General features: G+C 62.2%; 16 protein-coding genes. 12 read left to right on the top strand and 4 right to left on the bottom strand.

The window, feature by feature from the left end:
- Nucleotides 1–35: 35 nt before the first annotated feature.
- From E4P32_RS02825 to E4P32_RS02800, 6 genes are all read left to right on the top strand, one after another.
- A complete protein-coding gene (locus E4P32_RS02825) occupies nucleotides 36–1,331 on the top strand; it encodes an ABC transporter substrate-binding protein (protein ID WP_116433353.1) in 1,296 nt (431 codons plus the stop codon).
- Nucleotides 1,332–1,427: 96 nt separating this feature from the next.
- On the top strand, nucleotides 1,428–2,303 hold the full coding sequence (locus E4P32_RS02820) for a sugar ABC transporter permease (RefSeq protein ID WP_116433354.1): 876 nt from the start codon (nucleotides 1,428–1,430) through the stop codon (nucleotides 2,301–2,303).
- The gene (locus E4P32_RS02815; RefSeq protein ID WP_116433355.1) at nucleotides 2,300–3,133 is read left to right on the top strand and encodes a carbohydrate ABC transporter permease; all 834 of its coding nucleotides are present in this window, start codon (nucleotides 2,300–2,302) and stop codon (nucleotides 3,131–3,133) included. The genes E4P32_RS02820 and E4P32_RS02815 overlap by 4 nt, the downstream gene beginning before the upstream one ends.
- 18 nt (nucleotides 3,134–3,151) lie before the next feature.
- A complete protein-coding gene (locus tag E4P32_RS02810) occupies nucleotides 3,152–4,000 on the top strand; it encodes an endonuclease/exonuclease/phosphatase family protein (RefSeq protein WP_116433356.1) in 849 nt (282 codons plus the stop codon).
- Nucleotides 3,997–4,785, top strand: coding sequence for an HAD-IIB family hydrolase (locus E4P32_RS02805; protein ID WP_116433357.1), 789 nt, complete (start codon nucleotides 3,997–3,999; stop codon nucleotides 4,783–4,785). Before E4P32_RS02810 ends, E4P32_RS02805 begins: the two co-directional genes overlap by 4 nt.
- Nucleotides 4,782–6,482: a Na/Pi cotransporter family protein gene (locus E4P32_RS02800; protein WP_116433358.1), complete on the top strand. Its 1,701-nt coding sequence runs from the start codon at nucleotides 4,782–4,784 to the stop codon at nucleotides 6,480–6,482. Before E4P32_RS02805 ends, E4P32_RS02800 begins: the two co-directional genes overlap by 4 nt.
- A gap of 37 nt (nucleotides 6,483–6,519) precedes the next feature.
- On the opposite strand, the gene bamE is transcribed toward E4P32_RS02800, so the two are convergent.
- Nucleotides 6,520–7,029 (bottom strand): outer membrane protein assembly factor BamE, encoded by a 510-nt coding sequence (gene bamE, locus E4P32_RS02795; RefSeq protein ID WP_233526618.1) that lies wholly within the window; start codon nucleotides 7,027–7,029, stop codon nucleotides 6,520–6,522.
- A gap of 91 nt (nucleotides 7,030–7,120) precedes the next feature.
- On the opposite strand from bamE, the gene E4P32_RS02790 reads away from it, so the two are divergent.
- The 4 genes from E4P32_RS02790 (at nucleotide 7,121) to E4P32_RS02775 (ending at nucleotide 10,019) form a co-directional block, all read left to right on the top strand.
- Nucleotides 7,121–7,327: a DUF3460 family protein gene (locus E4P32_RS02790; protein ID WP_116433359.1), complete on the top strand. Its 207-nt coding sequence runs from the start codon at nucleotides 7,121–7,123 to the stop codon at nucleotides 7,325–7,327.
- Between the two features lie 9 nt (nucleotides 7,328–7,336).
- Nucleotides 7,337–8,203 carry a ScpA family protein gene (locus tag E4P32_RS02785; RefSeq protein WP_116433360.1) on the top strand — a complete coding sequence of 289 codons (867 nt, stop codon included), beginning with the start codon at nucleotides 7,337–7,339 and terminating at the stop codon, nucleotides 8,201–8,203.
- 77 nt (nucleotides 8,204–8,280) lie between these two features.
- Nucleotides 8,281–9,120 carry a pantoate--beta-alanine ligase gene (gene panC / locus E4P32_RS02780; protein WP_116433361.1) on the top strand — a complete coding sequence of 280 codons (840 nt, stop codon included), beginning with the start codon at nucleotides 8,281–8,283 and terminating at the stop codon, nucleotides 9,118–9,120.
- Nucleotides 9,120–10,019 (top strand): cobalamin-binding protein, encoded by a 900-nt coding sequence (locus tag E4P32_RS02775; RefSeq protein ID WP_233526575.1) that lies wholly within the window; start codon nucleotides 9,120–9,122, stop codon nucleotides 10,017–10,019. Before panC ends, E4P32_RS02775 begins: the two co-directional genes overlap by 1 nt.
- A 5-nt stretch (nucleotides 10,020–10,024) precedes the next feature.
- Here the strand turns inward: E4P32_RS02775 and E4P32_RS02770 are convergent, their stop codons facing one another.
- From E4P32_RS02770 to E4P32_RS02760, 3 genes are read right to left on the bottom strand one after another with little or no spacing between them, the layout of a single operon-like run.
- On the bottom strand, nucleotides 10,025–10,795 hold the full coding sequence (locus tag E4P32_RS02770; protein WP_116433362.1) for an ABC transporter ATP-binding protein: 771 nt from the start codon (nucleotides 10,793–10,795) through the stop codon (nucleotides 10,025–10,027).
- Nucleotides 10,792–11,775: an iron ABC transporter permease gene (locus tag E4P32_RS02765; protein WP_199525583.1), complete on the bottom strand. Its 984-nt coding sequence runs from the start codon at nucleotides 11,773–11,775 to the stop codon at nucleotides 10,792–10,794. Before E4P32_RS02765 ends, E4P32_RS02770 begins: the two co-directional genes overlap by 4 nt.
- 17 nt (nucleotides 11,776–11,792) lie before the next feature.
- Nucleotides 11,793–13,715 (bottom strand): TonB-dependent receptor, encoded by a 1,923-nt coding sequence (locus E4P32_RS02760; protein ID WP_116433363.1) that lies wholly within the window; start codon nucleotides 13,713–13,715, stop codon nucleotides 11,793–11,795.
- 536 nt (nucleotides 13,716–14,251) lie between these two features.
- Here E4P32_RS02760 and E4P32_RS02755 point away from each other — a divergent pair.
- A complete protein-coding gene (locus E4P32_RS02755; RefSeq protein WP_116433364.1) occupies nucleotides 14,252–14,968 on the top strand; it encodes a protein phosphatase CheZ in 717 nt (238 codons plus the stop codon).
- Entirely contained in the window at nucleotides 14,968–16,863 is a 1,896-nt protein-coding gene (locus E4P32_RS02750; protein ID WP_116433365.1) for a chemotaxis protein CheA, read from the top strand. Before E4P32_RS02755 ends, E4P32_RS02750 begins: the two co-directional genes overlap by 1 nt.
- The last annotated feature ends 48 nt before the right edge of the window (nucleotides 16,864–16,911 follow it).

Genomic DNA, 16,911 nt, shown 5'->3' with positions numbered 1-16,911 from the left:
CAGACGTACCACCATAACTAATCTGGGAGACAAACATGCGTAGAGTCATTCTGAAATCCATGGCCGCACTGGCGGTCGCCGGCGCCTTCGCCGCTGCACCCGCATTCGCCGCCAATCCGGTCGAGCTGACCTTCTATTATCCGGTCGCCGTGGGCGGCCCGATCACCAAGACCATCGACACCATGGTCGCCGATTTCGAAAAACAGAATCCCGACGTCAAGATCAAGGCGGTCTACGCCGGCACCTATCAGGAAAGCATCGTCAAGGCGCTGACCGCGTTCAAGAGCGGTACGCCGCCGACGCTGGCCGTGCTGCTGTCGACCGACCTGTTCACGCTGATCGATGAAAATGCCATCGTGCCGATCGACGGTCTGGCCAACAAGCCGGAAGACAAGAAGTGGATCGAGGGCTTCTACAAGGGCTTCATGGAAAACAGCCAGACCGGCGGCAAGACCTGGGGCATTCCGTTCCAGCGCTCGACCATCGTCATGTTCTGGAACAAGAACCTGTTCAAGGAAGCCGGCCTGAATCCGGACAAGGCGCCGGCCAACTGGGCCGAGACCATCACCTACGCCAAGAAGCTGACCAAGAGCGACGCCAACGGCAACGTCTCGCAATGGGGCCTGAAGATTCCGTCGACCGGCTTCACCTACTGGATGTTCCAGGGTCTGACCACACCGAACGACACCGCGCTGATGAACGCCGCCGGCACCAAGACCTTCTTCGACAAGCCGGCCGCCGTCGAGTCGCTGCAATACTGGGTCGACCTGTCGGCCAAACACAAGGTCATGCCGAGCGGCGTGATCGAATGGGGCACCACGCCGAAGGACTTCCTCGAACAGAAGGCCGCCATGGTCTGGACCACCACCGGCAACCTGACCAACATCCGCGCGAACGCCAGCTTCCCATTCGGCGTGGCGATGCTGCCGGCCAACAAGCATCCGGGCAGCCCGACCGGAGGCGGCAATTTCTACGTGTTCAACAAGACCACGCCGGAGCAGCAGCAAGCTGCCGTGAAGTTCATCCGCTTCGCCACCGAACCTGCACGCGCGGCCCAATGGTCGATCGCCACTGGTTACGTGGCGCCGCGCCAGGATGCCTGGGATACACCGGAAATGAAGAAGTACCTGCAGGAAGTCCCGGCCGCCAGCGTGGCGCGCGAGCAAATGAAGTACGGCGTGGCCGAGTTGTCGACACATGACAACCAGCGCGTCACCAAGGCGCTGAACGACAACCTGCAGGCTGCTTTGTCCGGCACCAAGACGCCGGAAGCGGCACTGAAGGATGCGCAACGCGAATCCGATCGCATCCTGCGCAGCTGGAATCGTTAATTGACGCTTTGGCGAAGCAAAGGTCTGCAATCGCCGGTGCAGGGACAGGTTCCTGCACCGGCATTGCACCTGGTCTGAGACAGCAAAAGGCTTTACATGAATCGCACACAATTTTCCATCACACCCTGGCTGCTGCTGATGCCGGCCATGGTGCTGCTGATCGCGTTCACCCACTATCCGGCGGTGGCGACGATCTGGCACAGCTTCTTTTCCACGCCCAAGGGGGCCAGCCCGTCGGTGTTCGTCGGCCTGGAAAACTATGCGCTGATGGCCGACGACCCGGTCTTCTGGCGCGCGCTGTTCAACAATCTGTGGTTCGCACTGGGCACCATCCCGGTCTCGATCGCACTGGCCATCATGATGGCGCTGTGGGTCAACGACAAGCTGCTGGGTCGCGGCCTGCTGCGCCTGGCTTACTTCACGCCGACGGTGCTGCCGATGATTGCGGTGGCCAATATCTGGCTGTTCTTCTACACGCCGCAGTACGGCTTGCTGGAGCAGCTGACCAATGCGCTCGGCCTGCCTTCGCATAACTGGCTCGGCAACCCGGACACGGTGCTGGGCTGCATGATGGTGGTGGCGATCTGGAAGGAAGCCGGCTTCTTCATGATCTTCTACCTGGCCGCGCTGCAGCAGATCTCGCCGGTGCTGGCGGAAGCCGCCGGACTGGAAGGCGCGTCGCGCTGGCAGTATTTCTGGAAGGTGCAGTTCCCGCTGCTGATGCCGACCACGCTGTTCGTGCTGATCAACGCGCTGATCAATTCCTTCCGCCTGGTCGACCATATCGTGGTGATGACCAAGGGCGGACCGGACAACGCCAGCTCGCTGCTGCTGTACTACATCTATGAAGTCGGCTTCAGCTTCTGGGATTCGTCCTACGCCGCCGCGCTGACCGTGGTGCTGCTGATGATGCTGGCGGTAATCGCCTTCGTCAAATTCCGTATTCTCGACCGCAGGACTCACTACCAATGATCGCTCAAGCCACCAATCCGTTCGGCGAACGGAACAAGATACTGGAAACCGTCGCGGCCTGGGTGCTCGGCCTGCTGTGGCTGCTGCCGCTGATCTATGCGATCTGGACCGCATTCCATCCGGCCGAGTTCGCCACGCGCTTTTCGCTGACCGCGCCGCTGACGCTGCAGAACTTCGTCAACGCCTGGAATGCGGCGCCGTTCCCGCGCTACTTCCTCAACACCTTCCTGCTGGTGACGATGATCCTGATCGCGCAGATGGTGCTGGCGACGATGGCGGCCTATGCGTTCTCGCGCTACCGCTTCCGCGGCGACAACATCATGTTCATGCTGGTGCTGATGCAGCTGATGGTGATGCCCGACATCCTGATCGTCGAGAACTACAACACCATGAACCTGCTCGGCCTGCGCGACACCATCCTGTCGATCGGCCTGCCCTACTTTGCCTCGGCGTTCGGCATCTTCCTGCTGCGCCAAACCTTCAAGACGGTGCCGCGCGAACTGGACGAAGCGGCCACCGTGGAAGGCGCCAGCGCCATGCAGGTGCTGTGGAAGGTGTACGTGCCGCTGGCCAAACCGATCTATCTGGCGTTCGGCCTGGTCTCGATCAGCACGCACTGGAACAATTTCCTGTGGCCGCTGATCGTCACCAACTCGGTCGAGTCGCGTCCACTGACGGTCGGTCTGCAGGTGTTCTCGTCCACCGACCAGGGCGTCGACTGGTCGATCATCACCTCGGCCACGCTGATGACTTCGGCGCCGCTGCTGCTGGCGTTCCTGTTGTTCCAGCGCCAGTTCGTGCAGTCGTTCATGCGCGCCGGCATTCGCTGATTTGATCAGGACACTACGATGAAACTCATCAGCTGGAATATCCAATGGTCGCGCGGCGTCGACGGCGTCGTCGATCCGGCGCGCATCGTGCGCGACGCAAAGAAGCTGGGCGACTTCGACGTACTCTGCCTGCAGGAAGTGGCGGCGAATTTCCCGTCGCTGGCCGGCAGCGCCGGCGAGAACCAGTTCGAGATCTTTGCCCGGCTGTTGCCGGACTTCACGGCCATCCCGGCAGCCGGCGTCGACGTCGCTGCACCCGACGGCAGCCGGCGCTGCTTCGGCAACATGATCCTGTCGCGCTATCCGGTCTCGCGCGTGCTGCGCCACCAATTGCCGTGGCCGGTCGACGCCGACGTCATCAGCATGCCGCGCGTGCTGATCGAGGCGACGCTGGATACACCACTGGGCGCCGTGCGCGTGATGAACACCCACCTGGAATATTATTCGCTGCTGCAACGCCGCGCCCAGGTCGAGGCGATCCGTGCGATCCATGCCGAGACCTCGCTGCGCGCCGCCCGCAGCCGCGTGCGCGATCTGTCGGATTCGCCTTACCATGCGTTCGAACAGACTTCGAAAACGATCCTCACCGGCGACTTCAATTTCCGCCCGGAAGATCCGCTGCATTCGCGCCTGCAACATCCGTTCAAGGATGGCGTGCCGGGGCTGCGCGACACCTGGGAATACCTGCACGGGAACAAACCGCATCCGCACAATGTCGGTCTATATGACCGCGAACAATGGCCGGAAGCCTTTGCCTGCGACTTCATCTTCGCCAGCGAAGATTTGTTGCCACGCGTGCGCGCCTTTGACATCGACAGCGACACGCACTCTTCCGACCACCAACCGCAATTACTGGAATTGAAATGAAATCCGTAGACCAATTGCCGCGCGCACAGGTCACGACCGTCTTCACCGACATCGACGACACGCTGACCACCGACGGCAAACTCAGCGCGCAAGCGTACCAATCGCTGGAGACTTTGCAGCGCGCCGGCCTGCGCGTCATCCCCGTGACCGGCCGTCCCGCCGGCTGGTGCGATCAGATCGCGCGCATGTGGCCGGTCGACGGCGTGATCGGCGAAAACGGCGCGCTCTACATGTGGCACGACCGCGCCGCCAACAAGCTGCGCACGCGCCATCTGCTGGATGAAACAAGCCGCCGCAATAACACCGACAAGCTGGCCGCAGTGCGCGACCGCATCCTGCGCGAAGTGCCGGGTTGCGCCGTGGCGTCCGATCAGTTCTGCCGCCAGTACGACCTGGCCATCGATTTTTGTGAAGATGTACCGTCGCTGGACCGTGCAGCCGTTGATCGCATCGTGCAAATCATGGAAGATGCGGGGATGACTGCAAAAATCAGTTCCATCCACGTCAACGGCTGGTTCGGCGACTACGACAAACTGAGCATGGCGCGCCTCATGATGCAGGAGCGCTACGACGTCGACCTCGCCGATGACGAAGAACGCAGCCGCTGCGTATTCGCCGGCGACTCTCCCAACGACGCACCGATGTTCGCCTACTTCCCGCTATCGGTGGGGGTGGCCAACGTACTCGAATTTGCTGATCGCCTGCAACATCCGCCGCGCTTCATCACGCGGCATCCTTTCGGCGCCGGATTTGCCGAATTGACTCAACATTTGCTGGAGCCATGACCACCCTTCTCAACCTGCTTTCTGCACTGGCCCTGCTGGTATGGGGCACCCACATCGTGCGTACCGACGTGCTGCGCGTCTATGGCGCGCAGCTGCGCCGCATCCTGAGCACCAGCATCAAACGGCGCAGCCTGGCCTTCCTGGCCGGCGTCGGCGTCACCAGCCTGGTCCAGAGCAGCAACGCCACCGCCGTCATCGTCTGCTCCTTCGTCGCCCAGGGCCTGGTCGGGCTGACGCCTGCGCTGACCATCATGCTCGGCGCCGACGTCGGCACCGCGCTGATGACGGGCGTGCTGAGTTTCGATCTGTCGTGGATTTCGCCGCTGCTGATTTTCGGCGGCGTGGTGGTGTATCTGTCGCGCCGCCATACCTCGGTGGGACGCCTGGCGCGCGCCGTGATCGGCCTCGGCCTGATCCTGCTGGCGCTGGAACTGATCACTGCGGCGACGCGGCCCATGATCACCGGCGCCGGCATCAAGGTGCTGTTTTCCACACTGACCGGCGACATCATTCTCGACGCGCTGATCGGCGCGGTGTTCGCCATGCTGACCTATTCCAGCCTGGCCGCCGTGCTGCTGGCCGCGACGCTGGCCACCTCCGGCATCATTTCGCTGAAGGTTGCGCTGTGCCTGGTGATCGGAGCCAACCTCGGCAGCGGCATCCTGGCGCTGCTGACCGCGGCCAGCCAGAACGTCGCCGGCCGACGGGTGGCGCTGGGCAGCATGCTGTTCCGCCTTTCGGGCGCGATCGTGGTGCTGCCCTTCATCAATTACATCGACTTGTGGATTGCCCTGCTAGGCAAGGACCTGCGCTTCAGCGTGGTGGCCTTCCACGTGCTGTACAACACGGTGCGTTGCGGCCTGCTGCTGCCGCTGGTGGAACCGATGGCGCGCTTGTGCGAACGACTGTTGCCGGCGTCGCAGAAGGATGAAGAAGACGCCGCCGTCGCGCGCCACCTCGACCTTGCCGCAATCGATACGCCCTCGCTGGCGTTGGCCAATGCCTCGCGTGAAGTGCTGCGCATCGGCGACCTGATCGAGAAAATGTTGACGAGCCTGTTGCCGGTCATCCGCGACAACAACCAGCTGCGCGCGCAACAGATCCGCAAGCTCGATGACGACGTCGACAAGCTGTACACGGCGGTGAAGATGTATCTGGCGCGCGTCTCGCGTGAAGAACTCAATGAAAAGGAAGTGCGCCGCTGGACCAACATCGTCACGCTGACGATCAACCTGGAACAGGCCGGCGACATCATCGAGCGCATCGTCAAGGGCATCGAAAGCAAGAAGATCGCGCTGCAGCGCAGCTTCTCTGCGGCAGGCATGACGGAGGTCTGCGAAATGCATGCGCGCCTGGTGGCGAGCCTGCAACTGGGCCTGTCGGTGTTCATCGACGGCGATCTCAAGAGTGCGCAGAAGCTGCTGGCCGAGAAGGAAGCCTTCCGCGACCTCGAGCGCGCTTATTCGAAGACCCACCTGACGCGCCTGGCCGGCGAGACCCAGCAGAGCATCGAAACCAGTTCCTTGCACCTGGACCTGATCAGCGACATGCGCCGCATGCATTCGCTGTTCTGCTCGACCGCGTATTCGGTGCTGGACGAAGCCGGCATGCTGCGCCGCAGCCGCATGGACATCGGTGAAGATCCGGTGGTGGTGCAGGAACGCCAGGAGTTCGGCGACTATTCGCACCCGCCCTGATCAAACGTGCTGACTGATATCAAATATCGGTCAGCGGTCAGTGCCCGGAAATCTCCGAAATCGACATGCGCACGACCTTGCCGGTCTGCATATCGAAATGCACGTTGAACAGCCGCTCCTCGTGGACGTGCAGGTATTTCCAGTCCCACACTTCTTCCTGCTTGCGCGCGAACGGCACCACGGTGCGCGGACGGCCGAGCATGTTGCGCACTTCTTCGCGGGTCATACCCTTCTGCACCCGGTCAAAGTTTTCAGCCGTGAGAACTTGTTGATAGTCTGACAATTTTCCATCGCCACCGATGCGAAACATCCAGGTCCGCACTCCTTGCGGTCCTTTCGGGTATTCCAGCGTGCGGCCGCCGTCGCTCTCCTCGCGCACGCTGTCCGGCTGTCCCATCACGCCGCGCACGTCGGCCTCGGTCGATACGCCTTTGTTCAACTTGTCCAAACCGAATTCCTCCACCGGATTGCCGTTGCGGTCGCAACCGAGCGCGAGTACCGTCGCGCAGACGGCCACCAGCCGGGCCAGCAACTTGTTTTTGATCATGGTCATCTTTGCGTCTGTCATTCTATGCGGGCTTCAAGACAGGGTAGAATAGCGGTTATTAGCCAGTTAACAAGAATTCCCGGGATAAATCATGTTCTTCAGCAAACTTTTCACCTCCTACGAGTCGGAAGCCACCAAGTTCATCGCCGAACTCAAGGTAAAGAATCCCAATCTCGAAGAAGAACAACGCGCCGGTCGCGCCCTGCTGTGGGACAAGACGCCGCTGGATCTGGACAAGACCGCGCGCGAGACCGATTCCCGCGTCAAGCAACAGTCTTACGTTTACCAAAACCATTAATCAGCCAGCATGATCGAAAACGCCGGGAATCCATCCTCCGACGCTGCCGAACTGACGCTGGAAGGCCAGCCGGACTCGACCCCGAATGTGGTCGACGGCGTCGCGTTCGCGAAGCTGTACGGCGAGCCGCTGTTCAAGCTGCCGACCGATCTGTACATTCCGCCGGATGCGCTGGAGATTTTCCTCGAAGCGTTCCAGGGACCGCTGGATCTGTTGCTGTACCTGATCCGCAAACAGAACTTCAATATCCTTGACATCCCGATGGCGCAGGTCACCCTGCAATACTTGGAATACGTCGAACAGATCCGCAAGCACAACCTTGAGCTGGCCGCAGAATACCTGCTGATGGCGGCGATGCTCATCGAGATCAAATCGCGCATGCTGCTGCCGGTCAGGAAGGCCGACTCCGGCGAAGAAGCCGAAGATCCGCGCGCCGAGCTGGTGCGCCGCCTGCTTGAATACGAACAGATGAAACTGGCCGCGCAGGAACTCGACTCGCTGCCGCAAGTCGGCCGCGACTACGTGCGCACCCAGGTCCACATCGAACAAACCGTCGTCGTCCGCTGGCCCGAGGTCAACCTCGACGACCTGCAAGCCGTGTGGACCGACATCATTCGCCGCGCCAAACTGACCGAGCATCACCACATCAGTCGTGAAGAACTGTCCGTGCGCGAACACATGACCGGCATCCTGCGTCGACTGCGCTCGGCGCGCTTCGTCGAATTCGCCGACCTGTTCGATCCGGCGCGCGGCGTGCCGGTGGTGGTGGTGAACTTCATCGCCCTGCTCGAGCTGGCCAAGGAAACCCTGATCGAAATCACCCAGGCCGAAGCCTTCGCGCCGATTTATGTGCGGCTGTCGTATTCACCGAGCTGATTTGCCGGGCTGATTCTTCAGCCCGATCGCTCCAGTACAGCACAGTCCGCTTCCGTCTCCATCCACGACACCACGCCATGAAAATCATCTCGTCCATCGAAGAACTGCGCGACCAGCTGCGCGGCCAATTGCGCACCGCCTTCGTCCCGACCATGGGCAACCTGCACGAAGGCCACCTGTCGCTGATGCGCCTGGCGCGCACCCATGGCGATCCGGTGGTGGCGTCGATTTTCGTCAACCGCCTGCAGTTCGGACCGAACGAAGACTTCGACAAGTATCCGCGCACCTTCCAGGACGACATCGACAAGTTGGAGAAGGAAGGCGTCTACGTCCTGTTCGCACCGACCGAAAGAGATCTCTACCCCGAGCCGCAGGAATACCGCGTGCAGCCGCCGGACGACCTCGGCAACATTCTTGAGGGCGAATTCCGCCCCGGTTTTTTCACCGGCGTGACCACCGTCGTGCTCAAGCTGTTCTCCTGTGTGCAGCCGCGCGTGGCGGTATTTGGCAAGAAGGATTACCAGCAACTCATGATCGTGCGCAACATGGCGCGCCAGTTCGCGCTGCCGACCGAAATCATCGCCGCCGAAACCTGGCGCGCCGACGACGGCCTGGCGCTGTCCTCGCGCAACGGCTACCTCTCTGCTGACGAGCGCGCCGAAGCGCCCGAGCTGTACAAGGTGCTCAACCAGGTCGCCGATGAAGTGCGCGGCGGCCACCTCGACATCTCCAAGCTGGAACGCAAGGCCATGGATGCGCTGGCGCAGCGCGGCTGGCAACCTGATTACATTTCGATCCGCAAGCGCAACGACCTGCAAGCGCCATCCGCCGGCGATCTGGCGCAAGGCGAACAACTGGTCGTGGTCGCTGCCGCCAAACTCGGCAGGACGCGCCTGATCGACAATCTCGAAGTCTGATGCGCCATCGGCTGATGCCGCTGTGGTTCGCTGTGCTGGCGTTGCTGGCGTTGCTTTGGGCCGGCAACGCCGCCGCAAGCATCACCGTCACCGATGATTTCGGCAACGACATTCGTCTCGACAAGCCCGCCCGCCGCATCATCAGCCTGTCGCCGCACACCACAGAATTGCTCTACGCCGCCGGCGCCGGACCGTATGTCATCGGCGTCAGCAACTACAGCAACTATCCTCTGGCTGCGCTGCAAGTGACCTCGGTCGGCCGCATCAGCGCGGTCGACATCGAAAAAATCCTTACCCTCAAACCGGACCTGATCCTGGCCTGGCGCAGCGGCAATTCAGCCTCGCAGTTGCAGCAACTGCGTTCATTCGGTTTGCCGGTGTTCGAAAGCCAGCCGGCCGATTACGCGACGATTGCGACCTCGCTGGAGCGGCTGGGCGCGCTCAGCGGCACCGACGAACAAGGCCGCAAAGCCGCCGCCGATTTCCGCATGCGCTGGCAGGCGCTGAGCCGCAACTACCGTGACCGCAAGCCGGTCAACGTGTTCTATCAGATCTGGGGACGGCCGCTGATGACGCTCAACGGCAAGCACATGGTGTCGACGGTGTTGCGCACCTGCGGCGGCACCAATATCTTCGGCGACTTGCCGCAGCTGGCGCCGCACGTCAGCCTGGAATCGGTGATTGCCGCCAATCCGGAGGCCATCCTCGCGCCCGATGACGCCAAGGATCATCCGCTCGATGAATGGCGCCAGTTCGGCAAGATGAAGGCGGTGATCGCCGGCAACCTGTTCACGGTCAACGCCGACTGGCTTAACCGTCCGGGACCGCGCGTGCTGGATGCGACCGAAGAGGTCTGCAAGATGCTCGACACGGTGCGCTCGCGCCGCCAGCCCGGCTGAAATCCTCAGGCCGGCATCAGCCATCTCCCCGCGGCAGATTCCACGATTTCGAAACGGCAGCCATAGGCCGCTTCCAACAGATCCGGCTGCAGAATATCCGCAGCCCTGCCCTGCCAGACTTTTCCCTCTGCGATCAGCAACACGTGCGACGCAAAACGCGTTGCCAGATTGATGTCGTGCATGGTGGCGACGACGGCGTGATCGTCGTCCGCCAGTTCTTTCAGCGTGCGCATCACCAGTTGCTGCGCGGCGACGTCCTGATGTGAGGCCGGTTCATCGAGCAGATAGAGTTGCGGCGCCTGCAGCATCAGCGTCGCCATCGCCACGCGCTGGCGTTCGCCGCCCGACAGACGCATGACGTCGGCGTCGACGTAAGACGCCATGTCCAGGCGTTCCAGCGCATGCAATGCCGCGCGCCGATCGCTTGCATCGGGCCAGCCCCAGCCCGGACGACACGGATGCAAACCCGCCATCACACTGTCCAGCACGCTACAAGGAAACGCATCGAGTTGTTGCTGCGCCTGCAGTCCACGCCATAAGGCCAATTGCTGCGGCCTTGCCCGCCTGATGTCGCCCTCCGGAGAAAGGATGCGACCGGACGTCGGCGGCAACAGACCGGCAACGGCATGCAGCAAGGTGCTTTTGCCGATGCCGTTCTTGCCGAGCACGCACCAGAATTCTCCGGTGCGCACCTGCCAGTCGACGTTTTCCAGCAAGATGGCGTCGCCGGCGCGCAACGTCAGCGCCTCCACTTGCAGCAACAGGCCCGCCGTCATGCGCGACTCCGCGCCAGCAGCCACAGGAACAGCGGCACGCCGATCAGCGCCGTGATGACGCCAACCGGCAATTGCATGGGCGCTACGATGGTGCGCGCCGCCAGATCGGCCAGCGTCAAGCCGGCGCCTCCGGCCAGCGCCGAGGCCGGCAGCAAGATGCGCTGATCGTTGCCGACCAGCAGGCGCAAGCCGTGCGGCACCACCAGGCCGACGAAACCGATAGTGCCGGCCAGCGTCACCGCGGCAGCCGTCGCCAACGACGCCGCGCACAAGGTCGCCACGCGCAGACGCACCACCGGCACGCCCAGCAACTGCGCAAAACTTTCACCGCGTGCCAGCAGGTTCAAACGCGGCGCATTCCATATCGACCACAGCAAGACTGCACCGGCGATGACGGCGGCTACCGGCAGGAAGCGGCTGTCCTCGAGATCGCCCATGAGCCAGAACACCATGCCGCGCAATTGCGTATCTCCCGCCAGCGTCAGCACCAGCGTGATCACGGCGCCGAAGCCGGCTGCCAGCATCACGCCGGTCAGCAGCAAACGATGCCCGGCCGCCATCGGCGACAGCGGCAAACGCCGCAGCGATTTGCCGACCAAACCGAACAAGAGCAGCACCGCCAGGCCGGCGCCCAAGGCGGCGCCGACGGCGGCGATATTCTGGCGCGGCAACCCGATGGACGCCGCCAGCAGCATTGCCAGCAAGGCGCCCGCGGCGGATCCGCCGGAGACGCCAAGCACATAGGGTTCAGCCAAAGGATTACGTAGCAATACCTGCATCAGCGCGCCCGCCATCGCCAGCAAGGCGCCGACGGTGAATGCCGTCAGCGCGCGCGGCACGCGCAATTGCAGCAGCATGGCGATATCGGCAGGATCGCCGCTTGGGTGCAGACAGCCGGTACTGCCGCACAGACCCGCCAGCACGAGCGCCAGCCCGGCCAATACGGCCAGGCAGGAAAGCAGCAAGATCGCTCTGCGCATGAAGTCCTTGAAGTGATTTAAAAGTCGTAACGGGCGGTGAATTTTACTGCACGGCCGCTTTCGGGATAGATGCCCGACGCACAGCCGAAGGCTTGCGAGAAATAACGCCGGTCGCCCAGGTTGCTGCCGGTCAGCGCCAGCTCCCATGTACTCACCCGCACCGCGTAGCGCGCATCGACCGTGGTGTACGACGGCATGCGCGCATTGCAGGTATTGCTGAAGTCGCTGCCGTAGCGCTGCGCATCGGCCCACAGCACACCGAGGTTGACGGTCTGGTTGCCGGACTGCCAGTTGAGCCGCGCCGAGGCGGTATTTTTTGGCACCAGCACCATTTCCTTGCCGGCATTCGGACCGCCCGTGAAGGTGGCTGCAATGTGCTGGAAATTCGCCCTGAGGCTGAAGTCGGCGTTCAGGCGCGCAGCGGCTTCCAGTTCGACGCCCTGCCGCTTGGTCGGATCGAGATTGACGTTGGCGCCAAATGCGCCGACGGTGGGATCGTAAAACAACTCATCCTTGATGCGATGACGGAACCACCTGAGCGTGGCATTGTTGTCGGCGCCGCCCCAGGTCGCGCCGAACTCCAGGTCATGCGAGGTCTGCGGCTTGAGGATCTGTCCTGCCGCCAGCACGATGCCGCGATTTTCGTCGGCAGTCGCCAGGCGATAGCTTTGGCCTGCCTTGCCGAACAGGCGCACTGACGGGATCACCGCATGGCTGGCCTGCACATCCCAGGCATTGACGCCTTGCGCCTTGTCATAGGCGTTGGCGGTGCTGCGCTTGTCCATCACTTCGTGGCGCAGGCCCAGCGCGATGCGGGTATTGCCGGCAATCTGCACTTCATCGCGCACGTAGGCGGCGCGTGCCGTCTGCGCCGCGTCGCCGCTGCCGTCGATATTGCCGATCTGCCATTCTGAGAAATCAATGCCGGCCACCAGTTCATTCTTCAGCAGGCCGCCTTCTGCAAGGTGACGCAAGCGCGGCGAAAATTGCGTGGTGCGGCTATGCACTTCGGTGACTGCGCCACCGCCATAGCTGGCGCGTGAAATTCTTTCGCGATGCGACAGTTCGGCGGCAGCTTCCAGCGCGCCGAACTTGCGTTCGAAGAAGGCGGTGATGCGGTCGCTGTCATACGAACCGTAGTCTTTCGGGCTGGTGGTCTGGCGCGGATTGGTGAGGAATTGCGCCATGCTCAGCGAGCCGGCCAAGCCGTAGTCGGCACGCGCCAGATCGACCCGCAAGCCGAAGCGGCCTTCATTGGAAAACCACTGCGCCGTGCCACTGAAATTTTCCTGGTTGGAGACATTGTTGTCGCGGTAATTGTCGGCGTGCTGCTTGCTGTACGCCGCGTTCAAGGCGAAGCCGTCCCAGCCTTTGGCGACACTCGCGCGGCCGCTGCGCACGCCGTAGCTGCCGACTTCGCCGACCACGCTGCCGTGCATCGCGTCCGCAGCCGGGCGTTTGGTGATGATCTGGATGGTGCCGCCGGTGGCGCCGTCGCCGTACAGCACGCTGCTGCCGCCGCGCACGATTTCAATGCGCTCGACAGAATCGATCGGCACCGACGACAGCAAGGCGGTCGACAATTCGTTTTCCGACAGACGCACGCCGTCGATCAGGATCACCATGTTCTGATCGCCGTTGCTGCCAAAGCCGCGCATGTCGAGCGCGAAGTCGCCGGGACCTGCCAGGCTCTGGCGTCCATACACGCCGCCCAGTTTGCGGATCGCCTCGTTGACGTTGTCGATGCCGGCGTTGCGGATGTCGTCGGCACCGATCACGGTCGCACCAACGGGTGGAAACGCCGGATCGTTCGAAAAACGCGACGCCGTGACGACGACCGGCGTGAGCCTGGGATCGTCGGCCGCCTGCGCCAGGGGGTGAGCAAGTGAAAATACGGCGCAGGCCATGGCGGCGCGGCGGGATGGGACTGTGAATATCATCGTTCGTTTTGCAGTGGTTTCCGTGCCTGCCTACCCGCGAGCCGGATTGAAATGGAAAGCCGGGCTTTCCCCTGAGTGCCGGCACGAACATGCCGGCGAGCACCAAAAAGGGCGCAATTGTATGCGCCAACGCCACAGGCGGCAATCACCCGTGACAAATGGAGCGGGCTTGCATTATGATTGCCCGAAGATCAACAGGATCGCCATAACGCCATTTAAATGGGGAATTTTCATCGCTTTTTAGCCGATGGAGCCGCTTGACAGGGACTTATAATCCATTCAACAAATAGCGGAAGTCCGTCCCTACCGGGGCACTCTCCGGGGGATCGGGCAAAAACAGGGGCAAGCTCTCTACAGATTTTTTATTTATTGCCGATATGCAATGGATATCCGGCGGCCGCTGCCGCGCACTTACAGCAACAGGAGCTTCCTATCACCGAACCATCTCGTCGAACCATGTAATTCAGTTGTGACAGATTACCTGCCTCGCGGCGGAAGCAAATAACGCATCAAATTTGTATGGAGATACCAAGATCATGAGTGACGACGTTGATTTAGAGGCACTATTCGATGAGATTTCGGCGCAGAGCCTGCCGGCTTCGGCAGCAGCAGCGCCAGCGGCACCGGCCGCAGCAGAAGAACCGCTCGAAGACCAGACCGACAAGCCCATGTATGAACGTCTGGGCGGCATCGTTCGCCTGTTGCACGACTCCATGCGCGAACTCGGCTACGACCGTTCGCTGTCCGATGTCGCGTCGCAGATCGGCGATGCCCAGGGCCGCCTGGAGCACGTCGCCACGCTGACCGAACAAGCTGCCAACAAGGTGCTCAATTCGATCGACGCCGGCATGCCGGCCCAGGATGCTCTCGCCAGCAAGGCCAAGGACATCGATGACCGCTGGGCACGCCTGTTCGCCGGCCAGATGACCATCGACGAATTCAAGAACCTGGCCAACGATTCCAAGAAATTCTCTTCCGCCGTCATCGAAGCCACCGAGGTCGAAAAGGCCCGCATGCTCGAAATCATGATGGCACAGGACTTCCAGGACATCACGGGCCAACTGATCAAGAAGATCGTCAGCATCACCGCCGTGGCGGAACGCGAACTGGCGCAGCTGCTGCGCGACAACGCGCCGCCGGAAGTCAAGGCTGCCATAGAAAAACCGGTAGAACTGCTCAACGGGCCCTCCGCTCCCGGCTCCGCCATGGAGCAAAATGATGTGGATGACTTACTCGCTAACCTGGGGTTCTAATGGATGACGAAATGCTCAAGGATTTTGTCGTCGAGGCATTAGACCTCGCGACTAACGTTGAAGAGCATCTGCTGACTCTTGAACGACATCCTGACGATCTGGAAATTCTGAACGCGGTTTTCCGCGCCTTCCACACCATCAAGGGCGGCGCGGGTTTCGTCAATTTGCCGGCCATGGTATCGGCCTGTCACTTGACGGAAAACCTGTTCGACGCATTGCGCACCGGCAAGGCCTCGGTCACGCCGCTGGCGATCGAAGCGGCGCTGCAAGCCAGCGGCTTCGTCGCCGACCAGCTCAATGAGCTGGCCAACGGCGCCGATCCGGCCAGCCTGGCGTCGATGCCGCAGGACCTTGAAGACATTCTGACGCAAGCCATTGAAGGCAACGCGGCCGCTCCGGCTGCCGCTGCTGCGCCTGCCGCCCCTGCTGCTGCTGCGAGTGCTCCGGCTGCCGCCTCGACTCCTTCCGCCAACGGCGGCGCCAGCGTGCTCGGCGCTGACGGCTCGCTCGACTGGAATGCCTTGTACCAGGCCGTTTCCGGCGGTACCGGCGAAGTTGCGCCGGTTGCTGCTGCGGCCGTCGAAGCTGCGCCTGCGGAAGCGGAAAGCAGCTCCGGCCATCCGAAGTCGCTGCCTTCTTCGACGCCGACGCCAAAGCCGGCCGCTGCCCCCGTACAAGCACGTCGCGCGACCGACAACCAGCCCGGCAACGCCAAGGAAGAAAGCATCCGTATCGATGCCGGCAAGCTCGACGCGCTGCTGGAAGTGGCCGGCGAATCGGTGCAGGCCGCCAACCAGGCCGCCGTGCTGCTGGAAAAATTGCAACAGTTCAAGTTCGAAGGCACCGCCGCTTCGCTGATGTCGACGCTGGCCGAAACCCTCGGCCGCGCGTCGCGCTACTCCAGCGAACTGCAACGCGCCACGCTGTCGACGCGCATGCAGCCGGTCGGCCGCCTGTTCCAGAAATTCCCGCGCCTGGTGCGCGAACTGGCCAAGGATCTGGGCAAGGACGTCGACCTGGCGATCTCGGGTGCGGAAACCGAAGTCGACCGTGTGGTCGTGGACAGCCTGTACGATCCGCTGGTCCACATGCTGCGCAACTCGCTCGATCACGGTATCGAAACCGATCGCGGCGCTGCCGGCAAGCCGAACAAGGCAACCATTTCGCTCAAGGCGTGGCAGGAAGCCAGTAGCGTCATGATTGAAATCTTCGACGACGGCAAGGGCATGGATCCCGATTTCCTGCGCAAGAAGGCGATCGGCAAGGGTCTCATCGGCGAACACGAAGCGCAAAGTCACGACGAAGCGCTGCAACTGGTGTTCCTGCCCGGCTTCTCGACCAAGGAAGTGGCGTCCAGCGTGTCCGGCCGCGGCGTCGGCATGGACGTGGTGAAGACGGCGGTGGAAAAACACCGCGGCACCATCCGCATCGACTCGACACTGGGCGTCGGCACGCGCTTCTCGATCCGTCTGCCGATCGAATTGTCGATCATCCCGACCATGCTGGTGCGTACCGCCGGTGCGGCATTGGCCTTGCCGATGGCAGTGGTGGAACGCGTGGTGGAATTGCCGGCCGAATTCGATGAAGTCGGTGGTGCACCGGTGTTGCGCGATCAGGGTCGTCCATTGCCGGTGCATTCGCTGGCCGGTGTCCTTGGCTATGAACCGGGCAATGAACGTGTCGGTATCGTGATGGCGGTGCCGCATCCGTACATCCTCAGCGTCGGCGCCGTGGAAGGCACTGCCGACCTGGTGATCAAACCGTTGACCGCGATCCAGACCAATGGCATTACCGGTACCGCACGCTCTGCCGAGGGTGAACTGGTGCTGGTGGTCGGCCTCTCGTTCTTGCTGGAAGGCTGCCGTTCCGCTGCCAAGGCCGTGGCGCAAGTTTAAGCAACGCTTCAAGTCCCATCGAAAAAAGCTGAGCCCGTTGCCGGGCTC

The organism is Herbaspirillum sp. 3R11 (genome assembly GCF_004563925.1).
In the GTDB taxonomy this organism is placed as follows: Bacteria; Pseudomonadota; Gammaproteobacteria; order Burkholderiales; family Burkholderiaceae_D; genus Herbaspirillum.
Note: the sequence above shows the minus strand (reverse complement) of the source record. Positions and strands in the feature narration are given on the sequence as shown.

Coding starts and splice junctions, on each gene's coding strand:
- E4P32_RS02825 (WP_116433353.1), top strand. CDS start 36: ATGCGTAGAGTCATTCTGAAATCCATGGCCGCACTGGCGGTCGCCGGC.
- E4P32_RS02820 (WP_116433354.1), top strand. CDS start 1,428: ATGAATCGCACACAATTTTCCATCACACCCTGGCTGCTGCTGATGCCG.
- E4P32_RS02815 (WP_116433355.1), top strand. CDS start 2,300: ATGATCGCTCAAGCCACCAATCCGTTCGGCGAACGGAACAAGATACTG.
- E4P32_RS02810 (WP_116433356.1), top strand. CDS start 3,152: ATGAAACTCATCAGCTGGAATATCCAATGGTCGCGCGGCGTCGACGGC.
- E4P32_RS02805 (WP_116433357.1), top strand. CDS start 3,997: ATGAAATCCGTAGACCAATTGCCGCGCGCACAGGTCACGACCGTCTTC.
- E4P32_RS02800 (WP_116433358.1), top strand. CDS start 4,782: ATGACCACCCTTCTCAACCTGCTTTCTGCACTGGCCCTGCTGGTATGG.
- bamE (WP_233526618.1), bottom strand. CDS start 7,029: ATGATCAAAAACAAGTTGCTGGCCCGGCTGGTGGCCGTCTGCGCGACG.
- E4P32_RS02790 (WP_116433359.1), top strand. CDS start 7,121: ATGTTCTTCAGCAAACTTTTCACCTCCTACGAGTCGGAAGCCACCAAG.
- E4P32_RS02785 (WP_116433360.1), top strand. CDS start 7,337: ATGATCGAAAACGCCGGGAATCCATCCTCCGACGCTGCCGAACTGACG.
- panC (WP_116433361.1), top strand. CDS start 8,281: ATGAAAATCATCTCGTCCATCGAAGAACTGCGCGACCAGCTGCGCGGC.
- E4P32_RS02775 (WP_233526575.1), top strand. CDS start 9,120: ATGCGCCATCGGCTGATGCCGCTGTGGTTCGCTGTGCTGGCGTTGCTG.
- E4P32_RS02770 (WP_116433362.1), bottom strand. CDS start 10,795: ATGACGGCGGGCCTGTTGCTGCAAGTGGAGGCGCTGACGTTGCGCGCC.
- E4P32_RS02765 (WP_199525583.1), bottom strand. CDS start 11,775: ATGCGCAGAGCGATCTTGCTGCTTTCCTGCCTGGCCGTATTGGCCGGG.
- E4P32_RS02760 (WP_116433363.1), bottom strand. CDS start 13,715: ATGATATTCACAGTCCCATCCCGCCGCGCCGCCATGGCCTGCGCCGTA.
- E4P32_RS02755 (WP_116433364.1), top strand. CDS start 14,252: ATGAGTGACGACGTTGATTTAGAGGCACTATTCGATGAGATTTCGGCG.
- E4P32_RS02750 (WP_116433365.1), top strand. CDS start 14,968: ATGGATGACGAAATGCTCAAGGATTTTGTCGTCGAGGCATTAGACCTC.